This window comes from Pseudomonas sp. LBUM1672 (assembly GCF_059695655.1).
Genome location: NZ_CP166781.1, coordinates 1,956,906 through 1,975,203, shown reverse-complemented (window position 1 = coordinate 1,975,203; position 18,298 = coordinate 1,956,906). Strand labels below are relative to the sequence as shown.

The following is an 18,298-nucleotide window of genomic DNA, read 5'->3' as shown; positions in this document are numbered from 1 at the left end:
AGGGAATCTGCAATTTCTATACGGTTGTCTTCTTTTCGTAGCAGCTGTCGAGCAGCGCGAGGCTGCGTCCGGCTGCGCAGCAGTCGTAAATCCTGCTGACGCGATCGCCTGTCTTGGCGAGTCCTTCGGACTCGAACGCAGCCTCGCGCTACTCGGCAGCTGCTACATAAACCTCTACTTCTTGGACGCAAACAACGCATCGAGCTTCTGCTCGAAGGTGTGGTAGTCGATGCGATCGTAGAGCTCCATGCGGGTTTGCATGGTGTCGATGACGTTCTGTTGCGTGCCGTCACGGCGGATCGCGGTGTAGACGTTTTCCGCGGCCTTGTTCATGGCACGGAAAGCCGACAGCGGGTACAGCACCAGCGACACGTCGGCAGCGGCGAGTTGCTCGGTGGTATACAGCGGGGTCGCGCCGAATTCGGTGATGTTGGCCAGGATCGGCGCTTTCACGCGGTTGGCGAACAGTTTGTACATGTCCAGTTCGGTGATGGCTTCCGGGAAGATCATGTCGGCGCCGGCCTCGATGCACGCCGCGGCACGATCCAGAGCAGATTCCAGACCTTCCACCGCCAACGCATCGGTGCGGGCCATGATCACGAAGCTGTCGTCGGTGCGCGCATCAACAGCCGCCTTGATCCGGTCGACCATTTCCTGCAGCGACACGATCTCTTTATTAGGACGGTGACCGCAGCGCTTGGCGCCGACCTGGTCTTCGATATGAATCGCCGCCGCGCCGAACTTGATCATCGACTTGACGGTGCGCGCGACGTTGAACGCCGAGGAACCGAAACCGGTGTCCACGTCCACCAGCAGCGGCAGGTCGCACACGTCGGTGATGCGACGCACGTCAGTCAGCACGTCGTCCAGACCGGTGATGCCCAGGTCCGGCACGCCGAGGGAGCCGGCAGCCACCCCGCCACCCGACAGGTAAATAGCCTTGAAACCGGCGCGCTTGGCCAGCAACGCGTGGTTGGCGTTGATCGCGCCGACCACTTGCAGCGGATGTTCGCTGGCGACCGCATCGCGGAAACGCTGGCCTGGAGTGCTCTTGTTGGAACTCATGACTCACCTCGTTCAGTGGCTGTCTGGTTAGCGCCGTCCTGGTAGTGACGGGCGATATTGCGTTTGGAGGCGCCGATGTGGCGGCGCATCAACAACTCGGCTAGCTCACCGTCACGGTCGGCGATGGCGTCGAGAATTCGGTGGTGCTCGGCAAAGGCCTGGTGCGGGCGATTGGGTGTGGTGGAAAACTGGATGCGGTACATGCGCACCAGCTGATAGAGCTCGCCGCAGAGCATTTGCGTGAGGGTGCGGTTGCCGCTGCCCTGGATGATCCGGTAATGGAAGTCGAAGTCGCCTTCCTGCTGGTAATAGCCAACGCCTGCCTGAAACGCCTCATCGCGCTCGTGGGTTTCGAGGACCCGGCGCAGTTCGTCGATTTCTTCGACGGTCATGCGCTCGGCCGCCAGGCGGCAAGCCATGCCTTCGAGCGATTCGCGAATCTCGTAGAGTTCCAGCAGCTCGGCATGGCTCAGCGAAACCACCCGCGCCCCGACGTGCGGCACGCGGACCAGCAGGCGCTGGCCTTCCAGACGATGGATCGCCTCGCGCAACGGCCCGCGGCTGATGCCATAGGTACGGGCCAGTTCCGGCTCGGAGATCTTGCTGCCCGGGGCGATCTCGCCTTTGACGATGGCCGCCTGAATACGGCGGAAGACGTTTTCGGACAGCGTCTCCGAATCGTCTTGCGTTATCACCGGGGGATCGAGTTGATCCAGCATATTGTCGACACCTTGAAAGCCAATGCCGCAAAAACTAGCGAAAACAGGCGCAACAGTCAAAGGATAAATAGGTATTGTCGACAATCGTCTAATAACCGACTGCACCACAAGGAAGCAGCCCCTCTGTTTATAGCCGCCTGCCAGCGGTGGCGCCATAAACCCACCGTGCTAGAATGCCGCCCGCATTTGTTTGTGACATCTGCACGGCTTGTCAAAAATAGTTGATAGGCATACGAGGGAGCTTGCGCAGCGATGCCAGGGCCTTGAATCGAAGTACGGACCGCTGCGCACCAGGATTTATGAGACTCAAGCCCTTCCCCACCTTCCTTTATCTTCTTTGCCTGCCCGGTTTCGCCGCGGCGGGGGAAAAGACCGTGTACGGCCTCAACGAGTACGCGTCTCTGAACGGCATCAACCTGGAAGTCGCCGCCAAACTCGACACCGGGGCGAAAACAGCGTCCTTGAGTGCCCGCGATATCAAACGCTTCAAACGCAATGGCGAGTCCTGGGTACGCTTTTATCTCGCTATCGACGCCGCGCATTCGCACCCCATCGAACGGCCACTGGCCCGTGTCAGCAAAATCAAGCGCCGTGCCGGCGACTACGACCCGGATGAAGGCAAGAAGTACACCGCCCGTCCGGTGATCGAGCTGGATATCTGCATGGGATCGGCTTTACGCAGCATCGAAGTGAACCTAACTGACCGAAGTGCCTTCCAATATCCGCTGCTGATCGGCTCCGAAGCGCTGAAACGCTTCGACGCGCTGGTCGACCCCAGTCTTAAATACGCTGCTGGCAAACCCGCCTGCGCCACCGACGCACATACCGCAGAGTAATTCCAATGCGCTCTCTTACCCTTCACCTGAAATTCCTGATCGCCATCCTGGTGGTGCTGGGCATTTCAGTTACGGCCTATCAGATTTTCGTGCTCGGCATTCCCGTGACCGAAGACGCCACCGACGACTTGTGGAACATCGACGCCAAGGTCGAGTTCGTCGCCAGTGCCAAAGACCCGGTCAAGATCCAGATGTTCGTGCCGCCGCTGAGCCGCGACTACGTCAGCCTCAATGAAAGTTTCATTTCCAATAACTACGGCGTGGCCGTGAACCGCGTCGACGGCAACCGCAAGGTGACCTGGTCGGCGCGCCGGGCCAAGGGCAATCAGACCCTTTATTACCGCCTGGTGCTGACCAAGCGCTACACCGGCGAAAAATCCAAGGTCAAAGGCCCGACCTTCCGCGACAGCATCGCCGTCGAAGGCGCGGAAAAAGTCGCCGCCGAAGCGCTGCTCGCGCCAATCCGCCAACACTCGGCCGACGTCGAAACCTTCATCGGCGAAGCCATCAAGCGTGTCAACAATCTCAACGACGACAACGTGAAGCTGTTGCTGGGTGGCGATCCGTCCCCTGGACACAAAGCGAAAATCGTCGAGCTGGTGCTGTCCATCGCCCACGTGCCGGTGGAAAAGGTCCACACCATTCGTCTGGTGGCCGACCAGCCGCAAACACCGGAACTCTGGCTGCGCAGTTTCAATGGCACCGACTGGCTGTACTTCAACCCGGAAACCGGCGAACAAGGCCTGCCGACCGACCGCCTGCTGTGGTGGACGGGCGACGAAAACCTGATCACCGTCGATGGCGGCAAGAAAGCCAACGTGACGTTCAGCCTGAACAACAGTGAAATGAACGCGATTCGCCTGGCCAAGCTGACCGACGAAAACACCGACGCCAACTTCCTCGAATACTCGCTGTACGGTCTGCCGCTGCAAACTCAGCAGACCTTCATGATCATGGTGATGATCCCGATCGGCGTGCTGGTGATCCTGATCCTGCGCAACCTGATCGGCTTGCAGACCCTCGGCACCTTTACCCCGGTGCTGATCGCCCTCGCCTTCCGCGAAACCCAGCTCGGCTTTGGCATCGTGCTGTTTACGGTCATCACGGCGCTGGGGCTGTCGCTGCGCTCCTACCTTGAACACTTGAAGTTGCAGATGCTGCCGAGGCTGTCGGTGGTGCTGACGTTCGTGGTGGTGCTGATCGCGGCGATCAGCCTGTTCAGCCATAAACTCGGCCTGGAACGCGGGCTGTCCGTGGCGCTGTTCCCGATGGTGATTCTGACCATGACCATCGAACGCCTGTCGATTACCTGGGAAGAACGCGGTTCCGGGCATGCGATGAAAGTGGCAATCGGTACGCTGTTCGCCGCCGCCCTGGCGCACCTGATCATGAGCGTGCCGGAGTTGGTGTACTTCGTGTTCACCTTCCCGGCGATCCTGCTGATCCTGGTGGGCTTCATGCTGGCGATGGGTCGTTATCGCGGTTACCGCCTGACCGAACTGGTGCGTTTCAAGGCTTTCCTGAAAAAGGCTGACGCCTGATGTTCGGCTTCTGGAAGACCTGGAAGGCCCTGGAAGCCCGGGGCATCATGGGGATCAATCGGCGTAACGCGGACTACGTGCTCAAGTACAACAAGCGCAGCCTGTACCCGATCGTCGATGACAAGATCATCACCAAGGAGCGCGCAATCGCCGCCGGCATTCATGTGCCGGAACTGTATGGCGTGATCTCCACCGAGAAGGAAATCGATAACCTCGACAAGATCATCGGCGGGCGCACCGACTTCGTGATCAAGCCCGCCCAGGGCGCGGGCGGCGACGGCATCATTGTGGTGGCCGACCGTTTCGAGGGCCGTTATCGCACGGTGTCCGGCAAGATCATCAGCCATGAGGAAATCGAGCACCATGTCTCCAGCATCCTCACCGGCCTGTATTCCCTGGGCGGTCACCGCGACCGTGCGCTGATCGAATACCGCGTGATTCCGGACCAGATCTTCAAAAGCATCAGCTACGAAGGCGTGCCGGACATTCGCATCATTGTGTTGATGGGCTATCCGGTGATGGCGATGTTGCGCTTGCCGACGCGCCAGTCCGGCGGCAAGGCCAACCTGCACCAGGGCGCCATCGGCGTCGGCGTCGACCTCGCGACCGGGCAGACTTTGCGCGGCACGTGGCTGAACAACATCATCACCAAACACCCGGACACCACCAATGCGGTGGACGGCGTGCAACTGCCCTACTGGGACGGTTTCATGAAACTCGCTGCCGGCTGTTATGAGCTGTGCGGCTTGGGCTACATCGGTGTCGACATGGTGCTCGACCAGGAAAAGGGCCCGCTGATTCTTGAGCTCAATGCCCGGCCTGGTTTGAATATCCAGATTGCCAACGATTGCGGCCTGACGCTGCGCACCCATGCGGTTGAAGCGCGGCTGGAAGCGCTGAAGGCGCGCGGGGTTGTTGAGACAGTTCAGGAGCGGGTTGAGTTTGTTCAGGAGATGTTTGGGCATATTCCTGCCGTCGAAGGCTGATCCTTTGTGGCGAGGGAGCTTGCTCCCGCTCGGCTGCGAAGCAGTCGTAAACCGGCTGATGCGATCTGCCTGATACTCCCGAGGTGAATGATCCGGGGGCTGCTTCGCAACCCAACGGGAGCAAGCTCCCTCGCCACAGGTTTCGTATTGCCGCTGCTAATCGGTCAGTTCCCGACATCCCCTCTAGGAGCAAATCCTGCAGAGGACTACAATCGCCACCCCGCCTCGATGGCTGATCTGCCCCGCCCATGTTGACCTGTTCCGTACACTCGCTGCCCTATCGCGCCAACCCCGCCGAGTACTTCGCGGCGATCCGTCATGCCCCCGGCGCCGTGCTGCTCGACAGCGGCCGGCCCACCGCTGATCGCGGGCGTTTTGACCTGCTCAGCGCCTGGCCGCTGGAGCAGTTGGCCGTATTACCGGACGAGAGCGGCCTGCATTTCCTGCAACGCCTTCGCGACAATCTGGCGCGACTCGGCGAAGCGGCCGTTCCCGATGAGCTGCCGTTCGCCGGTGGCCTGATCGGTTACCTGAGTTATGACTTCGGCCGGCATCTGGAACATCTGCCGAGCCAGGCGCAGGACGACCTGAAACTGCCCGACGCGCGTTTCGGGCTGTATGACTGGGCATTGATCAGCGATCACCAACTGAGCACAAGTCAGTTGGTCTTCCACCCGTCGCTGGTCGACAGCGAGCGCCAGCGCCTGATCGCCTTGTTCAGTCAGCCTGCGGTTGAACCGATCGAGCCGTTCAAGCTGAAAGCGCCAATGAAGGCCGATCTGAGCACCGATGAATATCGCCACGCCCTGGAACGCATTCAGCAATACATTCAGGCCGGCGATTGCTATCAGGTGAACTTCGCCCAGCGCTTCCGGGCTGAATGCCAAGGCGATCCGTGGGCCGCGTATGTCGCACTACGGGCCGCGTGCCCGACACCGTTTTCCGGTTTCCAGAGCCTGCCCGACGGCGGCGCGGTGTTGAGCCTGTCTCCTGAGCGCTTCGTCAAAGTCAGCGAACGTCACGTGGAAACCCGCCCGATCAAAGGCACCCGCCCGCGCGGCCTGACGACTGCCGAAGACGCCGCCAACGCCGCCGAACTGCTGGCCAGCCCCAAGGATCGTGCGGAAAACCTGATGATCGTCGACCTGCTGCGCAACGACCTCGGCCGCACCTGCCGCATCGGTTCGGTGCGGGTACCGGAGTTGTTCAGCCTGGAAAGCTATCCAAACGTGCATCACCTGGTGAGCAGCGTGACTGGCGAGCTGGCGGATGACCGGGACGCGCTGGACCTGATCGCCGGCAGTTTCCCGGGCGGCTCGATTACCGGTGCGCCGAAGATTCGGGCCATGCAAATCATCGACGAACTGGAGCCGACCCGGCGTGGGTTGTATTGCGGTTCGTTGCTGTACCTGGACGTGCGCGGCGAGATGGACAGCTCCATCGCCATTCGCAGTTTACTGGTCAAGGATGGGCAGGTGTGCTGCTGGGGCGGTGGCGGGATTGTTGCGGACTCGGAGTGGCAGGCCGAGTATCAAGAGTCGATTACCAAGGTGAAGGTCCTGCTCGATACCCTGCAAAACCTTTGATTCCGGGCTTTTGTGGCGAGGGAGCTTGCTCCCGCCGGGGTGCGAAGCGCCCCCAAAACCAGGCACAGCGCATCGTCAGATAGAGCGCATGCGCCGCATTGACGACTGCTGCGCAGCCGAGCGGTAGCAAGCTCCCTCGCCACAGGTTGTGCTTACAGACTTAGGGCCCGATTCGAAGCCTTGATGAACTCCTGCTTCAAATCCTCAAAGCTGTGCACCGCCGGAAATTGCGGGAACTCGCGAATCACATTATCAGGTGCATGAAACAGAATCCCAGCATCCGCCTCACCCAGCATGGTGGTGTCGTTGTAGGAATCCCCCGCCGCAATCACCCGGTAATACAGACTCTTGAACGCCAGCACCGACTGCCGCTTCGGATCTTTCTGACGCAACTGATAGCTCGTCACCCGCCCTGAATCGTCGGTAATCAGACGATGACACAGCAACGTCGGGAACCCTAGCTGACGCATCAGCGGCTGGGAGAACTCGTAGAACGTGTCCGACAGAATCACCACCTGAAAGCGCTCACGCAGCCAGTTAACGAACTCGATGGCGCCGTCCAGTGGCTTCAGCGTAGCGATCACTTCCTGAATGTCAGTGAGTTTCAAGCCGTGTTCGTCGAGAATCCGCAGGCGCTGCTTCATCAGCACGTCGTAGTCGGGAATGTCCCGGGTGGTCGCCCTCAGGGATTCAATACCGGTTTTTTCAGCGAACGCGATCCAGATTTCCGGGACCAGTACGCCTTCGAGATCCAGACAGGCAATTTCCACAAGACACTCCCATTTGTATTGATTATTGAGTCGAGCGAGTAAAAGGACTGCCGAACTCTAGCGACTCAAGCTGCACCGCGCAACGCAGAGGGCGCGCCAGGCGTTGCTGGATTTTGTTACCATCGGCCCTATATAGAGCGCCCAGCGCCACCGACCTGTAGGAAGCCGCCCTGATGAGCCCATCGTTCGATGTCGTGGAACTCGCCACGACCTATGCCAACAAATCCGCCCAGGACATCCTGAAACTCGCGTTTGCCGAGTTTGGCGATGACCTGTGGATATCTTTCAGCGGCGCCGAGGACGTGGTGCTGGTGGACATGGCCTGGAAGCTTAACAAGAACGTCAAGGTGTTCAGCCTCGACACCGGCCGCTTGCATCCGGAGACCTACCGCTTCATCGATCAAGTGCGTGAGCACTACAAGATCAACATCGAACTGGTGTCGCCGGACTACACGAAACTTGAACCGTTCGTGAAGGAAAAAGGCCTGTTCAGTTTCTACAAGGACGGCCACGGCGAGTGCTGCGGCATCCGCAAGATCGAGCCGCTGCGCCGCAAGCTGTCGGGCGTGAGCGCCTGGGCCACCGGCCAGCGTCGGGACCAGAGCCCGGGTACCCGCAGTGCTGTGGCGGTGATGGAAATCGACACCGCCTTCTCAACCCCGGAACGCACCCTGTACAAGTTCAACCCGCTGGCGCAGATGACCAGCGAAGAGATCTGGGGTTACATCCGCATGCTCGAACTGCCGTACAACAGCCTGCACGAGCGCGGCTTCATCAGCATTGGCTGCGAACCCTGCACCCGCCCGGTGCTGCCAAACCAGCACGAACGTGAAGGCCGTTGGTGGTGGGAAGAAGCGACGCAGAAAGAATGCGGGTTGCATGCGGGGAATATCATCAGCAAATCCAAGGCATAACCTCCAGCCTTGTGGAGATCCAAATGTGGGAGCGGGCTTGCTCGCGAATAGAGCGTCTCAGTCGACATCAGCGTTTGCTGAGACACCGCTTTCGCGAGCAAGCCCGTTCCCACAGGTTCTGTGACCTGCCTCAAAGATGTGTACACAAATATCACCATAGGTGCCATTTTTGTGTGCACTTTTCATTTGTGCGCCCCAAAAGGTTACATCCTCTTTTCCTGACTTCCCCAGTCGAGCTTTCCCACATCCTCCGACGGAAAATAAATACCTGTTCAACCGGTCAATTTATATCGCCTTTTTTTCAGTCACTTATTGTGATCCATCAACAAAACGAAATTAGAAGCGATTTTCATAGATCCGTATCTGGCATGGATCTGGCTTAAGCGCATACATTCTTTGTATACAATCATTTAAAAACATACACACACTTAGATCCGTAAGTCCGGCCTCGGCGCCCTGCTCGGCCGCTGTACGGTCGACTACTGGCTTGTACGAAAAGGCCAGATCAACGTGCCGTAGTTTTACAGCGAAGAAGGATTTTCCATGCGAATACTCGTGGTCAACGTCAACACCACCGAATCCATCACCCAGGCCATCGCTCGTTCCGCACAAGCCGTGGCCGCGCCGGGTACCGAAATCATTGGTCTGACGCCCTACTTCGGCGCCGACTCCGTCGAGGGCAATTTCGAAAGCTACCTGGCCGCCATCGCGGTGATGGACCGAGTGATGGCTTACGATCAACCCTTCGGCGCCGTGATCCAGGCCGGTTATGGTGAGCACGGTCGCGAAGGTTTGCAGGAATTGCTCAACGTACCGGTGGTGGACATTACCGATGCGGCGGCCAGCACAGCGATGTTCCTGGGCCATGCTTACTCGGTGGTCACCACGCTGGACCGCACCGTGCCCCTGATCGAGGATCGACTGAAACTGTCCGGATTGTGGGACCGCTGCGCGTCGGTGCGGGCCAGTGGTCTGGCGGTGCTTGAATTGGAATCTGACCCGCAACGGGCGCTGGAAGCGATTGTTCGTCAGGCGGAATTGGCGGTATTGGAGGACAAGGCCGAAGTGATTTGCCTGGGCTGTGGAGGGATGGCCGGGCTGGATGAACAGATTCGCCAGCGCACCGGGGTTCCGGTGGTGGATGGGGTCACGGCGGCAGTGACGATTGCCGAGTCGCTGGTGCGGTTGGGGTTGTCCACTTCCAAGGTGCGGACGTATGCGACGCCTCGGCCGAAGAACATTATTGGTTGGCCGGGGCGGTTTGGCAGATAGACCGAGTCGACCCCATCGCGGGCAAGCCCGCTCCCACAGGGTTCTATGAACGACACAAATCCCTGTGGGAGCGTGGCTTGCCCGCGATGGGGACTACTCGCAATCAAGCCAAACTCAAACCGCACTGAACCGCCGCCCCAACCCCTGCTCCGCAAACAGCTCAATAATGAAATCCACAAACGCCCGGGTCTTGCCCGGCAGCAGTTTGTGTTCTGCGTAATAGATAGAAATATTGCCGTCGTCGACATACCAGTCAGGTAACACCCGTTGCAACGTCCCGGCCTCCAGATACTGCACAGCAAACGGCATGCTCACCAATGCAATGCCCAACCCCTGGGCCGCCGTCGCGCACGCCGCTTCCGAATCGCTCATGGTCATTCGCGCCTTGAGCGTCAGCGGGTTGTGTTGCTGAGTGCGACTGGTCAATTGCCAGGAACGCACACGGCCTGTCTGTGGGGAGCGAATCAGGATGCCATCGTGGTCCTTGAGTTGATCGGGCTCGACGATCACAGGCCGCGCAGCCAGATAATCCGTTGATGCCACCAACACCCGATGCGCCGGGGTCAGCTTGCGCGCCACCACGCCCTGCGGCAGTTCGAATCCCCCACCGATCGCCGCATCGAAACCCTGAGCGATAAGATCGACCTGACGGTTATCGAAATGCCAGTCCGGGTTGATCGCCGGAAAACGCCGAAGAAACTCACCCAGCAAGGGCACGATATATAGACGCCCGAACACCGTACCCATGCTGACCTTCAGTGTTCCCGCCGGCCGCCCTTCGGCGCTGGCGAGGTTAGCCACCGCATTCTGAATCGTGTGCAGGCTGGAACTGACTTCGCCGAGAAACAGATGACCGGCCTCAGTCAGCGTCAGGCTGCGCGTGCTGCGCTGGAACAGCCGCACACCCAGTCGGGCCTCGAGCTTGGCGACACTTTTGCCCACCGCCGCCGGGGTCAGGCTCAAGCGTCGCGCGGCTTCGGCGAAGCTGCCAACCTCGGCGCTGCGCACGAAGCATTCGATACTGCTGAAGGTTTCCATAGGCACCACTATAAACTTCTGGTTTACACAGACTATCGCAATTGCCGTCTACTCAGCGTGTAATCCTCAATCAATACTAGGCTCCATCAACCGAGACAATCTCGCCTCGGGACTCTGGAGATCGACATGACTACTCAGAACCTCAGCGGCAAAGTGGCTTTGATTCAAGGCGGGTCCCGCGGCATCGGCGCAGCCATTGTCCAGCGCCTGGCTGCTGAAGGCGCGACCGTTGCCTTCACTTACGTCAGTTCCACAGCCAAAGCCGAAGCCTTGCAAAACAGCATCATCGGTAACGGCGGCAAAGCCCTCGCCATCAAGGCTGACAGCGCCGACGCCGAGGCCATTCGCAATGCCGTGAACGCCACCGTAGAAGCCTTTGGCCGCCTGGACATCCTCGTCAACAACGCCGGCGTGCTGGCTGTTGCGCCACTGGAGGATTTCAAACTCGAAGATTTCGACCAGACGTTGGCCATCAACGTGCGCAGCGTGTTCATCGCCACCCAGGCCGCCGCCAAACACATGACTGAAGGCGGTCGCATCATCAACATCGGCAGCACCAACGCCGACCGCATGCCCTTCGCCGGTGGCGGCCCGTACGCCATGAGTAAATCAGCACTGGTTGGCCTGACCAAAGGCCTGGCCCGCGACTTGGGCCCACGCGGCATCACCATCAACAACGTGCAACCGGGCCCGGTCGACACCGACATGAACCCGGCCAGTGGCGACTTCGCCGAGAGCCTGATCCCGCTGATGGCGGTGGGTCGCTACGGCAAATCCGAAGAAATCGCCAGCTTCGTTGCCTACCTGGTAGGGCCGGAAGCCGGTTACATCACCGGGGCGAGCCTGACCATCGACGGTGGTTTTGGCGCCTGATGCTTTAAACGCAAACCAAATGTGGGAGCGGGCTTGCTCGCGAAAGCGTAGTGTCAGGCGACATTGATGTTGTCTGACACTCCCTCTTCGCGAGCAAGCCCGCTCCCACATTGATCGTCGTTAAGTCCATTCGAGCGCTGGCAAACCACAAGCACTTGGCTTGAACGCCTTCAACGTACGAAGAATCCCATCGGCGTGTGCGTACTTTTCGTCAGCCATCGCCGCATCGGGAATCGCAATCGCCGTCATCCCCGCCGCTTTCGCTGCCGTAACCCCGAACGGCGAATCTTCGAACACCAGGCAATCTTCAGGCGCAACGCCCAAGCGCCGCGCTGCCGTCAGAAAGATGTCCGGCGCCGGTTTGGCCGCGCCGACTTCAGGGTCATCGGCCGTCACAATAAAATCGAACAGCGCGAACCAGTCGCGATGCAAGGTGGTTTTCTGGCCGAACGACTGGCGCGAAGAACTGGTGCCAACCGCAATCGGGATGTTGTTGGCTTTCAAGTGCCGGACCAGTTCCTCGGCGCCGGGCATCGCCAGCGCTTGCGGAAAACGCTCGCGCATCAGCGGCTCGCGAATCACCAGAAACTCTTCGGCGGTGATGGGCAGCTCCAGCGCCTCGACCACGTACCGCGCCAGATCACCCGCGCCACGACCGATGATGTTCTGTTTGATGCTCCAGTCGAAAACCCGACCGTAACGCGCAGCAATCAGGGATGTAACCTCGGTATAGATGCCCTCGGTGTCCAGCAGCAAGCCGTCCATATCGAAAATCACGGCCTTGATCGGGCCGAATTCATTCAGCGGTGCATTCATCGCATCTGATCCGTTTTCTAATGACATCCCAGAGGCGGCTCAGGTGCGGCCGGGTCCGTGATCGATTAAAGGATTCAGCAGCATAGCGAGCGCGGCAGCCATCGAGCAACGGGCAATGCCTGACAGATACAAAAAGTGCTCGTCGTCATTTAGCGATTTTCCCTACATAAAACGCCTCTTTTCCCGACTTCTTTACCCGTTGATCCCAAGCAAAGTCTCGCGCTCAAACTTGATCTGCGCGAGGGACTGCGAATGTTCGTACCTGACAAGGTACTGGCCTTGAATAACGCCATTGGCCTGCTGGTGGTCGCCGCCATGGACCCCGAGCAGCCGAACGTCGAAGCATTGCTCAGTGACTTTCGGCTTTGCCTCAATGACTACGACGCCTGGGCTGAAAGTTTCTGGACCGGCCAGTCGCTGGATGTCGAGCAGGTGTTCAAGGTCGGTCACGACGTTCGCCTGGCCGCGCCGAAAAACTCCACCACTCCCGTCAGCTCCACCGTCGCCGCGTGCCCGGCAGCAGGTCCCCTGACACTGGTGCACATGTTCGACGCGGCGCGGTTCGTGCCGATCGGCAACACGCCGGTGATGCTTGAGCCTCTGAACGCTGACGGCACATTCGGCGAGCCGGTTTATGACGAGATCGGCTCCAGCGGCATCCTCGAAATCCCAGAGTGCGAGCGCAGCCTGCGTTACCGCATCACCTTCTTCCCGAATGTTTCCGCCGAGCATGTCAAAGCGCTCTACGCCTCCTATCAAGGCGTCATCAGCGATCTGGAAGGCTGGCTGCGCAACGAGTGGACGACTGAGTTCGAACCCTCGTGGGCCGAGTTCGCCGAAGCCGGTTTCATCAAGCGCTACGGCCTTCTGCAGCAGGCTGACTGGCTTGGTTTCGAGGCTTCGTTGAACGGATTATGGGATGACGTGAAGCAGATCTACGCGCTGATAGCGAACCTGCAGGCCAACAGTGAAAAGCTCCTTGAATACCTGACCGAAACCGAACTTGAAACACTGCTGCAGGCTTCGGCGGAATCCATCGCCAACCTGCTGCTGGTGTTGAGTGATGAACCGCTGATGTTCATTCATCTGGCGGCGATTACCAGTTGGCTGAGGATGTTGCCGCCGCAGTTCATTGCCGAAGTCGTGGCGCAGATTCGCACAGGAATATTGATCGGCTTCCTGCTGGCGCGCTTCACAGGTGCTGCCGGATTGAAGTTCGGCATCAGCGCGAAGGTGCTGGACAAGGTCAAATCCGACCGCGCGCGCAACTGGCTGGCCGCCGCGAGCCTGAGGTTGGCCGGGCTTGGCACCAGGTCCGACCTGACGACCCACGCGGGCGTACTCAAACCCCTCGCAGTCAATGTCCGAAATGCTCCTCTGAACCCCGCGCCCGCCGTGCCGTTACAGATCAGCACGGGCACTACGCCGGTTTTGTTAGTGAAAAACCCGGTTGCCATTGCTCGTGACAAATCCGCCGCCATGACCCGACTGGGCCGGCAGGAGCACCGTGACGACGTTCCCGATCAAGCGAAAAACCCCAACGGAGACAGCGCCGATTGCGGGCTGTTGACCTGTACCAACGGTTGCCCGGTGTCGATGGTCACCGGCGAAGAATTGCTGACCCTCGACGACGGATCGCTGAACGGTTTGCTGCCGTTTGCGTTTACCCGGTTGTACCGAACCAGCGCCGTAGAACTCGATTGCGGGCTGGGCCGGGGCTGGAGTCATTCACTGGCACATCGGCTGGAACTGGACGCAGAACACGTCGTCTGGACCGACCATGAAAACCGTCGTACGACGTTTCCGCAGCCCAGTCTTTCGCGTCCGGCAATTCATAACAGCCTGTCGCGGGCCGCGATTTACCTGGGAAACAAGCCTGAAGAATTGGTGGTCGCACTGGCCGGTGCAAAGGTGCGGTTTTATCACTTTGTGAATGGTCGGCTGACGACCATCAGTGATGCCTACGACAACCGGCTGCACATCACCCGCGACCGCCAGGATCGCATTCAACGCATCGACAACGGCGCAGGCCGCTCACTGCTTTTGCGTTACGAGCGCAGGCACATCGTGGCGGTCGAGTATCAGTCGTTTCACCCCGCGGAGGGATTGGTAGATGCCTGGCATACAGAGCAAACGCTGATTGCCTACCGTTACGACGCCCGACACCGCCTGATCGAAGCGACCAATGCTGCCGGCGAAGCCGAACGGTACGACTACGACGATCAACACGTGATTCTCCAGCGGCAACTGGCCGGTGGGGCCAGTTTCTTTTGGGAGTGGGAAAGGTCCGGCAAAGCCGCCAGATGCGTCAGGCACCGGGCGACTTTTTCGCAGATGGATACACGCTATGTCTGGGACGACGACGGCGGGGTTCTGGTTAAAAACGCCGATGGCAGTGAAGAGGTCTATGTCCATGACGATAAAGCGCGATTGGTGCGTCGGGTCGAGCCGGATGGCGGCGAGTATCTAAAGGCATACGACCCAAAAGGCCAGTTGATTGCCGAGCAGGGGCCGCTGGGGGCGACTACTGAATACCGCTACGACGAGATTGGCCGGCTGATTGCGCTGATTCCTCCTGAAGAAGAGCCAACGTCCTACGAATATCGCAACGGTTTCCTGCATGCGCGATATCACGGTAAAGCGGTGTGGAAATACCAACGCAATGCTCAGGGTGATGTCACCGAGGCAATCGACCCCGACGGCCACATCACTCACTACCACTACGATGCTCGAGGACGGTTGCTGTCTATCCGCTACCCAGACAACAGCCGTCATGTGTTCGTATGGGATGCAATCGGGCAACTGATTGAAGAAACGTTGCCGGATGGCAGTCAGCGGCGTTTTTCCTACGATGTATTGTGCCGGCAGATTACCCGTCAGGACGAACACGGCGCCGTCACTCAACACCAATGGGACGCCGTTGGCCGACTGATCAGGACGGTGAATCCTACCGGCGCCAGCCGCGCGTCCAGCTACAACGCCTACGGCAAGATCACCGCCGAACGCGATGAGCTGGGGCGCGTCACCCGTTTTGAATACGACAATGACTTGCACCTGGTCAGTCGCCGGATCAACCCCGACGGCACGCAGTTGCGTTATCGCTACGACAATGCACGGCTGCTACTGACGGACATCGAAAACGAATCCGGCGAACACTATCGGCTGGACTACACGCCTGGTGGATTGATCCGACAGGAAACCGGCTTCGATGGCCGACGCACGGCGTATGCCTACGACCTCAATGGTCATCTCCTGGAAAAAACCGAATTCGGCGATGACGGCTCGCAGCTGTTTACGAGCTACCAACGGGATACGGCCGGACGCCTGCTGGTCAAAAACCTGCCCGATGGCGTCAACGTCGAATATCGCTATGACAGCCTCGGCCGATTGGCCAGCGTCGATGACGGTCACGACCATCCGCTGGAGTTCGCGTACGACAAGCACAATCGGCTGATCACCGAGCATCAGGGTTGGGGCACGTTGCGCTACGGCTACGACGCTTGCGGCAAGCTCAACCATTTGCGTCTGCCGGACAACAGCAAGCTCGACTATCACCACGCCAAAGGCGGTGTGCTGACAGCCATCGATCTCAACGGCACACGCCTTACAAGCCATACGTATAAAGCCGGCCGCGAGCTGCAGCGTCAGCAAGGCATGTTGTCGAGCCAATACGACTACGATGAACAGGGTCGTCTGAAAGCCCACGCTATCAGCCACCCCCAGCAACAGCTGTATCGCCGCGACTATGCCTACAGCGCCAACGGCAATCTCGAACACATCGCCGACACCCGTCATGGCCAACGCAGCTATCAATACGATCCGCTCGACCGCCTGATCCGCGTCCGCCACTCCCGCGACCAACAACCCGAAAGCTTCGCCCACGACCCCGCCGGCAACCTGTTGATGCAGGACCGGCCCGGGCCGGCCACCCTCAAAGGCAATCGCCTGCTGATGCAAGGCGATCGCCATTTCGACTATGACGCCTTTGGCAACCTGATCCGCGAACGCCGCGGCACCGCACAAAAACTCGTCACCGAATACCGCTACGACAGCCAGCATCGATTAATCGGCGCCACGCTCCCGAACGGCAGCACCGCCAGCTACCGCTACGACGCCTTCGGCCGCCGCGTCAGCAAAACCGTCGATGGCAACACCACCGAGTTTTTCTGGCAAGGCGACAATCTCGTCGCCGAAAGTGGCAGCGAGCATTACCGCAGTTACGTCTACGAACCGGGCACCTTCCGCCCACTGGCCATGCTCGACAGCAGAGGGCCACGCCAGGCCTGCCCGTTCTACTACCAACTCGACCACCTCGGTACACCGCAAGAACTCACCGACTACAGCGGCGACATCATCTGGGCCGCGCAATACACGACCTACGGCCGCCTGACTCGCCTCAATCGTGATACCCATCAGGTTCTGGATCAGCCGCTGAGGTTTCAGGGGCAGTACTTCGATGCGGAGACGGGGCTGCACTACAACCGGCACCGGTATTACAACCCGGATGTGGGACGGTATCTGACGCCGGATCCGAGCAAGTTGGCGGGTGGGTTAAACGGGTATCAGTACACGCGCAATCCGACGGGGTGGGTTGATCCGTTGGGGTTGAGTGAGTGTCCTGGAGGGGATGGGTGTAAGAGGCCTTCGTTTGGGGATGAGGATCCGGCGGGGAAGGTGAAGGTTGATGGGGGGGAAGCAACACCTCCAATACCTGGCGTCAAGGCAGAATATCTCTATCGCGGTGACTCGAAGCACCCCGAGGAAATATTCAGAACAGGATTTAGGAGCAAAGGAGAAAGCCGCGACCTATTGCTTCATGCTATTGACAGCGATGATCCGCCAAGCAATTTCATCAGCACGTCGCCATCCCGGCGTACAGCCATACAATTTGGTACAAAATTTGAAACAAGGAAAGGTTTCTTGTACACACTGAGAAAAATTAACGGAAGAGACGTCAATAAAGAGCTGAAAAATCTTGTTCCGTTTGCTGATGAAACCGAAATTGCGATACCAGATAGAATTGATACGACCGATATATTAGGTGTAACACCGTTAAAGAAGGACGGGAGCTATGTCGGATACTCCACGCCAAACCCAAGCAGGAGACAAAATGGAAACCACTAGAATATCCATAGTCGTTGACGATCATAAGGAACAGGCACAGCTGCAATATGACGCTGCAAAAATATTTATAATCTTCACAATGAAAAATGGTTTCCGCAAAAAATATGAAAGCGAAGACCTTTACTTATGCCTGGCAAAAATAAGGCATGATCTTCCACATGTAAAATTCCTATGCAAAGGATCCAAACTTAATGTAACCCCATCCAGAATGTGTTCTCAAATGAGTGGCGGATTCGTCGCATACGAACTAACAATGGGAAAATCCGCAACATTCAACGACATAGTTCACATATTCGATTACGAGGAATATAACATTGCAAAAACATTGGAAGAACAGAAAGAATTTTATAAATCTTGGCTAGAATCGCTACACACGGAGTAATCAAAAAAGTCAAAGCTCTTAGCGAAAGCTCAAGCCTCAACGAATTAGCGTGAACCTAAAATGCCCAGCAGATCGCTGGGCATTCAACTTCAAACATTGAGCTGTTTAACCACCCGAACCACCAGTCCCACCCCCAGCACTACCCGTCCCTCCTCCCGCACTCCCCGAACTCCCACCACTCCCACCGCCACTCATTCCTGAACCACCAGAACTACCGGATCCTCCAGACCCACCGCCAGAACCGCTCCCAGTCGAACTTCCACCACTCATCGACCCGCTTCCCGCCCCCGGGCTGGTACTACTCCCGTTCGCATCCCCCGCATTTCCACCGCCAATGGAGCCCGGCGGCAGCGTCTTCGCATCGTCAGAGCCCGCA

The 18,298-nt window shown here is 58.7% G+C and carries 14 protein-coding genes; 9 read left to right on the top strand and 5 right to left on the bottom strand.

Annotated features, from left to right (window positions below; translation table 11 throughout):
* Positions 1 to 174: 174 nt before the first annotated feature.
* Positions 175 to 1,065, bottom strand: coding sequence for a methylisocitrate lyase (gene prpB / locus ACA053_RS08965; RefSeq protein WP_403100757.1), 891 nt, complete (start codon positions 1,063 to 1,065; stop codon positions 175 to 177).
* Positions 1,062 to 1,781 (bottom strand): GntR family transcriptional regulator, encoded by a 720-nt coding sequence (locus ACA053_RS08960; RefSeq protein WP_178082343.1) that lies wholly within the window; start codon positions 1,779 to 1,781, stop codon positions 1,062 to 1,064. The genes prpB and ACA053_RS08960 overlap by 4 nt, the downstream gene beginning before the upstream one ends.
* Positions 1,782 to 2,083: 302 nt before the next feature.
* Between ACA053_RS08960 and rloA the strand changes: the two genes are divergently transcribed.
* The 4 genes from rloA to pabB all read left to right on the top strand — a co-directional run bounded on the left by rloA (position 2,084) and on the right by pabB (position 6,733).
* Positions 2,084 to 2,620 carry a retropepsin-like aspartic peptidase RloA gene (rloA, locus tag ACA053_RS08955; protein WP_109628829.1) on the top strand — a complete coding sequence of 179 codons (537 nt, stop codon included), beginning with the start codon at positions 2,084 to 2,086 and terminating at the stop codon, positions 2,618 to 2,620.
* Between the two features lie 5 nt (positions 2,621 to 2,625).
* Positions 2,626 to 4,161 (top strand): osmotic stress tolerance membrane protein RloB, encoded by a 1,536-nt coding sequence (rloB, locus tag ACA053_RS08950; RefSeq protein WP_109628827.1) that lies wholly within the window; start codon positions 2,626 to 2,628, stop codon positions 4,159 to 4,161.
* Positions 4,161 to 5,147 carry an alpha-L-glutamate ligase-like protein gene (locus ACA053_RS08945; RefSeq protein ID WP_109628825.1) on the top strand — a complete coding sequence of 329 codons (987 nt, stop codon included), beginning with the start codon at positions 4,161 to 4,163 and terminating at the stop codon, positions 5,145 to 5,147. The genes rloB and ACA053_RS08945 overlap by 1 nt, the downstream gene beginning before the upstream one ends.
* Positions 5,148 to 5,395: 248 nt before the next feature.
* Positions 5,396 to 6,733, top strand: a complete 1,338-nt coding sequence (gene pabB, locus ACA053_RS08940) for an aminodeoxychorismate synthase component I (protein ID WP_497395047.1) — start codon at positions 5,396 to 5,398, stop codon at positions 6,731 to 6,733.
* A gap of 152 nt (positions 6,734 to 6,885) precedes the next feature.
* Here pabB and thrH read toward each other — a convergent pair whose 3' ends face one another.
* Positions 6,886 to 7,503, bottom strand: coding sequence for a bifunctional phosphoserine phosphatase/homoserine phosphotransferase ThrH (gene thrH, locus ACA053_RS08935; RefSeq protein ID WP_109628821.1), 618 nt, complete (start codon positions 7,501 to 7,503; stop codon positions 6,886 to 6,888).
* 173 nt (positions 7,504 to 7,676) lie between these two features.
* Between thrH and ACA053_RS08930 the strand changes: the two genes are divergently transcribed.
* Both ACA053_RS08930 and ACA053_RS08925 read left to right on the top strand, forming a co-directional pair.
* On the top strand, positions 7,677 to 8,417 hold the full coding sequence (locus ACA053_RS08930) for a phosphoadenylyl-sulfate reductase (RefSeq protein WP_497316734.1): 741 nt from the start codon (positions 7,677 to 7,679) through the stop codon (positions 8,415 to 8,417).
* A gap of 543 nt (positions 8,418 to 8,960) precedes the next feature.
* A complete protein-coding gene (locus tag ACA053_RS08925; RefSeq protein WP_497395045.1) occupies positions 8,961 to 9,689 on the top strand; it encodes an aspartate/glutamate racemase family protein in 729 nt (242 codons plus the stop codon).
* A 114-nt stretch (positions 9,690 to 9,803) separates the two neighbouring features.
* Here ACA053_RS08925 and ACA053_RS08920 read toward each other — a convergent pair whose 3' ends face one another.
* Positions 9,804 to 10,727, bottom strand: coding sequence for a LysR family transcriptional regulator (locus ACA053_RS08920; protein WP_497316730.1), 924 nt, complete (start codon positions 10,725 to 10,727; stop codon positions 9,804 to 9,806).
* 126 nt (positions 10,728 to 10,853) lie between these two features.
* Here ACA053_RS08920 and ACA053_RS08915 point away from each other — a divergent pair, with 126 nt between their 5' ends.
* Positions 10,854 to 11,600, top strand: coding sequence for a 3-oxoacyl-ACP reductase family protein (locus ACA053_RS08915; RefSeq protein WP_109628812.1), 747 nt, complete (start codon positions 10,854 to 10,856; stop codon positions 11,598 to 11,600).
* Between the two features lie 120 nt (positions 11,601 to 11,720).
* Here the strand turns inward: ACA053_RS08915 and ACA053_RS08910 are convergent, their stop codons facing one another.
* Positions 11,721 to 12,416 (bottom strand): HAD-IA family hydrolase, encoded by a 696-nt coding sequence (locus ACA053_RS08910; RefSeq protein ID WP_109628810.1) that lies wholly within the window; start codon positions 12,414 to 12,416, stop codon positions 11,721 to 11,723.
* Positions 12,417 to 12,668: 252 nt separating this feature from the next.
* On the opposite strand from ACA053_RS08910, the gene ACA053_RS08905 reads away from it, so the two are divergent.
* Both ACA053_RS08905 and ACA053_RS08900 read left to right on the top strand, forming a co-directional pair.
* Positions 12,669 to 17,540, top strand: coding sequence for an RHS repeat-associated core domain-containing protein (locus ACA053_RS08905; RefSeq protein WP_497395043.1), 4,872 nt, complete (start codon positions 12,669 to 12,671; stop codon positions 17,538 to 17,540).
* Positions 17,527 to 17,922 (top strand): hypothetical protein, encoded by a 396-nt coding sequence (locus ACA053_RS08900; RefSeq protein ID WP_497395041.1) that lies wholly within the window; start codon positions 17,527 to 17,529, stop codon positions 17,920 to 17,922. The genes ACA053_RS08905 and ACA053_RS08900 overlap by 14 nt, the downstream gene beginning before the upstream one ends.
* Positions 17,923 to 18,298 lie beyond the last annotated feature (376 nt).

Excerpts from the sequence above, each read along its gene's own strand:
- prpB (WP_403100757.1), bottom strand. The coding sequence starts at position 1,065 with ATGAGTTCCAACAAGAGCACTCCAGGCCAGCGTTTCCGCGATGCGGTC.
- rloA (WP_109628829.1), top strand. The coding sequence starts at position 2,084 with ATGAGACTCAAGCCCTTCCCCACCTTCCTTTATCTTCTTTGCCTGCCC.
- rloB (WP_109628827.1), top strand. The coding sequence starts at position 2,626 with ATGCGCTCTCTTACCCTTCACCTGAAATTCCTGATCGCCATCCTGGTG.
- ACA053_RS08945 (WP_109628825.1), top strand. The coding sequence starts at position 4,161 with ATGTTCGGCTTCTGGAAGACCTGGAAGGCCCTGGAAGCCCGGGGCATC.
- pabB (WP_497395047.1), top strand. The coding sequence starts at position 5,396 with ATGTTGACCTGTTCCGTACACTCGCTGCCCTATCGCGCCAACCCCGCC.
- ACA053_RS08930 (WP_497316734.1), top strand. The coding sequence starts at position 7,677 with ATGAGCCCATCGTTCGATGTCGTGGAACTCGCCACGACCTATGCCAAC.
- ACA053_RS08925 (WP_497395045.1), top strand. The coding sequence starts at position 8,961 with ATGCGAATACTCGTGGTCAACGTCAACACCACCGAATCCATCACCCAG.
- ACA053_RS08920 (WP_497316730.1), bottom strand. The coding sequence starts at position 10,727 with ATGGAAACCTTCAGCAGTATCGAATGCTTCGTGCGCAGCGCCGAGGTT.
- ACA053_RS08915 (WP_109628812.1), top strand. The coding sequence starts at position 10,854 with ATGACTACTCAGAACCTCAGCGGCAAAGTGGCTTTGATTCAAGGCGGG.
- ACA053_RS08910 (WP_109628810.1), bottom strand. The coding sequence starts at position 12,416 with ATGAATGCACCGCTGAATGAATTCGGCCCGATCAAGGCCGTGATTTTC.
- ACA053_RS08905 (WP_497395043.1), top strand. The coding sequence starts at position 12,669 with ATGTTCGTACCTGACAAGGTACTGGCCTTGAATAACGCCATTGGCCTG.
- ACA053_RS08900 (WP_497395041.1), top strand. The coding sequence starts at position 17,527 with ATGGAAACCACTAGAATATCCATAGTCGTTGACGATCATAAGGAACAG.